This window comes from Mesorhizobium sp. M7A.F.Ca.US.014.04.1.1, from assembly GCF_003998745.1.
Taxonomy (GTDB): Bacteria; Pseudomonadota; Alphaproteobacteria; order Rhizobiales; family Rhizobiaceae; genus Mesorhizobium; species Mesorhizobium ciceri.
Map to the genome: position 1 here is coordinate 1 of NZ_RZRW01000489.1, position 4,258 is coordinate 4,258.

The 4,258-nt window shown below is 63.5% G+C and carries 5 protein-coding genes and 1 pseudogene; 4 read left to right on the forward strand and 2 right to left on the reverse strand.

What is annotated here, in order from left to right:
- Window positions 1-207: 207 nt before the first annotated feature.
- The gene (locus EOA22_RS25770; protein WP_063170201.1) at window positions 208-1,113 is read right to left on the reverse strand and encodes a LysR family transcriptional regulator; all 906 of its coding nucleotides are present in this window, start codon (window positions 1,111-1,113) and stop codon (window positions 208-210) included.
- Window positions 1,114-1,226: 113 nt separating this feature from the next.
- Here EOA22_RS25770 and EOA22_RS25775 point away from each other — a divergent pair, with 113 nt between their 5' ends.
- From EOA22_RS25775 to EOA22_RS25790, 4 genes are all read left to right on the forward strand, one after another.
- Window positions 1,227-2,120 (forward strand): DMT family transporter, encoded by an 894-nt coding sequence (locus EOA22_RS25775; RefSeq protein ID WP_013532338.1) that lies wholly within the window; start codon window positions 1,227-1,229, stop codon window positions 2,118-2,120.
- Between the two features lie 84 nt (window positions 2,121-2,204).
- The gene (locus EOA22_RS25780) at window positions 2,205-3,080 is read left to right on the forward strand and encodes an alpha/beta hydrolase (RefSeq protein ID WP_063167728.1); all 876 of its coding nucleotides are present in this window, start codon (window positions 2,205-2,207) and stop codon (window positions 3,078-3,080) included.
- A gap of 57 nt (window positions 3,081-3,137) precedes the next feature.
- Window positions 3,138-3,464, forward strand: a complete 327-nt coding sequence (locus EOA22_RS25785) for a hypothetical protein (protein ID WP_127390306.1) — start codon at window positions 3,138-3,140, stop codon at window positions 3,462-3,464.
- A 10-nt stretch (window positions 3,465-3,474) separates the two neighbouring features.
- Window positions 3,475-3,750: a hypothetical protein gene (locus EOA22_RS25790; protein ID WP_063167729.1), complete on the forward strand. Its 276-nt coding sequence runs from the start codon at window positions 3,475-3,477 to the stop codon at window positions 3,748-3,750.
- Window positions 3,751-3,798: 48 nt separating this feature from the next.
- Here EOA22_RS25790 and EOA22_RS25795 read toward each other — a convergent pair.
- Window positions 3,799-4,258, reverse strand: a pseudogene (locus EOA22_RS25795) (DNA mismatch repair protein MutL); the annotation flags it as partial.

A 4,258-nucleotide genomic window follows, 5' to 3' on the forward strand; every position in this document is an offset into this window, starting at 1 on the left:
AACGCTGCCGCCCTGGGTACGCCGGCGGGCAGGCACAGGCCGGCCAATCAATCCCATGGTGCGGTGCCGCACCCTGAGCAGTTGCTGGTGAAAATTGGCTTTGTTTCGATAATGGCCGGTTTGCTGGGAGCGGTGATCCTTGGGTTCGTTTTGTTGTTGCTTCGCTGAGCTTCGAATCGGCCGGTTTTCCATATAGGTCCGGAAGGCCTATCGCTCGGCTTCGATAAACGCCTCGATCTTGTCCTGGGCCAGCCCGGCCTCTGCCGCGATGCGGCGGGCGAGGTCGGCGGCGGCGGCACGCGGCCGCCCCATCGGCCGGTCGAGCCAGTAGGATACCGGGTTGAGGGCTGTGCGCTCATCGACGGGAGTGATGCGGCCCGATTGTAATTGATGTCCGGTCAGCGGCGGGCGGGCCAGCGCGATGCCCAGCCCATAGGCGGCGGCGTCGAGCACCAGATTGTAGTCCTCGAAGCGGCGGTCCTGCGGGCGCGGGCGGTAATCCATGCCTTGCGCGGCAAACCAGGCGCGCCAGGCCGACGCGTCGGAATCGTTGATCAGCGGATATTTGAGCAGCCGGGCAGGGTCGCCCCGGCCGATCTCGCGGGCAAGCTCGGGTGACGCGACAGGGAAGACATGTTCCTCGAAAAGTTGCACCGAGATGCGGCCCGGAATGCCGCCGCGTCCACAACGGATCGAGAGGTCGATGCCTTCATCGGCAAGGTCGGCCTGGCGGATGTCGACATCGAGCACGATGCGCAGCTTCGAGGGATTGTTTTCCAGAGCCGCCATGCGCGGCATCAGCCACAGTCCGCTGACCGAGGGAATCGAGGTCAGCCGCACCACCGCCGTGCCACGCGGCTCGACCCAGCGGTCGGAATGGGTCGATATCAGCGCAAAGGCTTCCGCCGTGCGCAGATGCAGCCTGTTGCCTTCGATCGTCAGCGAGACGCCGCGCGCACCACGGTCGAAGACTTTCAATCCCAGCCAGTCCTCGAGCTTGGCGATCTGCCGGCTGACGGCGCCATGGGTGATATTGAGCTTTTCGGCGGCCGCTGAAAAGCTGCCTGTCCGCGCCGCCGCATCGAAGGCGCGCAGCGTTTCGAGCGGCACCATTGTGTCCGAGCTGTGATCCATAGTCACAGGTGATCCTCGATTTCGTCGTTTGTCAACCGGGGTGAAAAGGCGTTTTCTGCCTTTCAGGACCGAAGAAATACGAGGGCGGTGAGATGAGCGAGATAACGGGCACGTTGAATTCGACACAGCGAATGGACACCACGGCAGCCATCGCTGTGGCGCTGACGGTGGTCGGCTGGGCCTCCGCCTTTCCCGCTATCCGAGCCGGTCTCGCCGCCTTCGGCCCACTGGAACTGGGTGCGTTGCGCTTTGCCATCGCCGCTGTGCCGGCGGCGATCTTCCTGGCCGTCAAGCGCCCGGCGCTGCCAAGGCTCGACGAAGCGTGGCGCCTGGTCTTTGGCGGCGCCATCTTCGTCGCGCTCTACACCGTCATGCTCAATTTCGGCGAACTGACCGTCTCGGCCGGTGCCGCCGGCTTCATCATCAATGTCAGCCCGATCTTCACCGCCATCATGGCGATGGCATTGCTGGGCGAGCGCTTCTCAGGCGTGGCCTGGATCGGTACGGTGATTTCCTTCGCCGGCATAGGCATCATCGCCATGGCCGATGGGCATGGCCTGTCGTTCAACACCGGTGCTCTGTTGGTGCTTGGTTCGGCCTTGTGCTCGGCCGTCAACACCATCGTCCAGAAGCCGCTGTTTGCCCGCCATCATCCATTGACCATTTCGGCTTCGAACATGGTGCTCGGCGCACTGTGCCTGGCCCCCTTCCTGCCGTCGGCCTTTTCGCAGGCGGCGGTCGCCGACACAGCAGGCCTCGGCGCCGTCATCTTTCTCGGCATCGTGCCCAGCCTCATCGCCTATGCCGCCTGGGCGACCGCGCTGTCGCGTCTGCCGGCGGCACGTGCCTCCAACTTCCTCTATCTGGTCTCGCCGATGTCCGCGCTGATCGGCTTCTTCTGGCTGGGCGAAGTTCCCACTCTGCTCGGCATAATCGGCGGCGCGCTGGCGCTGGGCGGTGTCATCGTGGTGAATTTGAAGAGATGAATATTGCCGACCGTCCGCTTCCCCCATTCGGAACGATCCCTCGATCAAACGCGTTTAGCCGAGGTTTGTTCGACGGAGGTCCGAATGCCGGGTGCAACGACGCACCGACGCATGCAACTGGATGATCTATCCATTTTTTATCGCGAGGCAGGGCCGTTAGAAGCACCTGTCTTGCTCTTGCCGCACGGCTATCCCTGCTCTTCGTTCCAATTCCGCCGACTGATGCCGGCGCTCGCCGACCGCTGGCGGACGATTGCATTCGACTGGCCTGGCTTCGGATACAGCGGCACACCCGATCCGGCCACCTTCGGCTATGATTTCGACGCCTATTGCGACGTGCTTTCCAAGCTTGCCGATAAATTCGGTCTCCAACGCTACGCCTTGTGGCTGCATGATTATGGCTCGCAGATAGGACTCCGGCATGCGATCTCACACCCGGAGCGGATCAGCGCCCTGATCATCCAGAACGGCGACATCTACGAGGATGTGCTTGGACCCAAATACGCCACGATCAAGGCCTGGTGGACCGACAAGACGCCCGGCAAGCACCGTCCGCTCGAGGCCGCGGTAAGTGAGGATGGGTTTCGGGCCGAGTTCATCGGGGAAGTGGCTGACGACGTCGCCATGCGCGTGCCGCCCGATCTCTGGAATCTTCACTGGCCACTGATGAACACGCCGGTTCGTCGGCAGATCGCCGTCGGTCTGATGGAGAAGCTGGAAGCCAATCTCACCTGGTTTCCGCGCTACCAGGCTTATTTGCGTGAACACCATCCGCCCACGTTGATCGTTTGGGGGCCAGAGGATGGCTATATGCCCGCGGCGTCGGCAAGGGCCTATCATCGCGATCTGCCCGATGCGGAACTGCATCTGATCGAAGGGGCGGGTCATTGGCTGCTCGAGACACATTTCGACGACGCGCTGGCGCTGGTCCGCGATTTCCTGGCTCGTGTTCACGGCTGATCACAGCCGGCGTCCGCTATGCCCAGTTTGCTGTCCGCCTGACTGAAGGAGAACCTCATGCCGACCACACCGACCATCGCGCGCCTCTGGCGCGGTCGCACCCGCCGCGACATCGCCGACGCCTATGAGCCATACCTGCGTGCCGAGGGTATTCCGCCCCTCGAGAAGACGGCGCTTGGCGTCCAATTGCTGCGCGAGGACCGTGATGCCGAGACGTGGTTCACAACCATCTCCTATTGGGCCGACATGCAAGCGATGACCGCCTTTACCAAAGGCGAACCGACCAAAGTCCATCATCTGGACCGCGATGCCGAGTTCCTGATCGAGCTGCCGGAGCGGATCGAAATCCATCGGATACTTGTCGATCGTCGGGGACTGCGCTGAGCGCCCATCGGTGGTTCGCAACCTCTTCTTCTTCGCGGTGATGTCGCTGATCTGGGTGCTGACCTGGGCCGCGATCAAGCTCGGTCTCAATGACGCGCCTCCGCTCCTGCTGGCGGCTGCACGCTATTTGCTGACCGCTTTGGCGGCAGGAGCCTGGCTCTTCGGCGAGGCGGTCGGCTGGGCTGAAATCACCGGTGCGATCCTCCTGCTGGCGGCGGCTGCGATCGCGCTACTCAGGCCGCTGGGCGAAAATCGCGGGCGACCACATTGTCGGCCGGCCTCCTGACCTGCCGACCTCGAGCGGCGAAGCGATAGGCCCGCAATCCGTCCGCAGCTAGCGCCGTCCGAAAAGCCGTTCGATATCCGCTAGCTTGAGTTCGATATAAGTGGGGCGGCCGTGGTTGCAGGTGCCGGAGCCGGGCGTCGCCTCCATCTGCCGCAGCAGCGCGTTCATCTCCTCGGCCTTGAGCAGGCGGCCGGAGCGCACAGAGCCGTGGCACGCCATGGTCGCGGCTATCTTGTCCAGCCGCTCCTTCAGCGTGTCGACCGTGTCGTTGTCGGCGATCTCGTCGGCGAGGTCGCGCACCAATTGCTGGACATTGGCCTCGCCCAGCATCGACGGCGTCTCGCGCACCGCGACAGCGCCGGGGCCAAAGCGCTCGATGCCGAGACCGAAGCGGGCCAGCGTTTCCGAATGCAGCGCAAGCCGCTCGGCATCCTCTTCCGGCAGGTCGATGATTTCGGGCAGAAGTAGCATCTGCGAGGGCACCGGGCGCGAATGCAGCGCATTCTTC

Excerpts from the sequence above, each read along its gene's own strand:
- EOA22_RS25770 (WP_063170201.1), bottom strand. The coding sequence starts at position 1,113 with ATGGTGCCGCTCGAAACGCTGCGCGCCTTCGATGCGGCGGCGCGGACA.
- EOA22_RS25775 (WP_013532338.1), top strand. The coding sequence starts at position 1,227 with ATGAGCGAGATAACGGGCACGTTGAATTCGACACAGCGAATGGACACC.
- EOA22_RS25780 (WP_063167728.1), top strand. The coding sequence starts at position 2,205 with ATGCCGGGTGCAACGACGCACCGACGCATGCAACTGGATGATCTATCC.
- EOA22_RS25785 (WP_127390306.1), top strand. The coding sequence starts at position 3,138 with ATGCCGACCACACCGACCATCGCGCGCCTCTGGCGCGGTCGCACCCGC.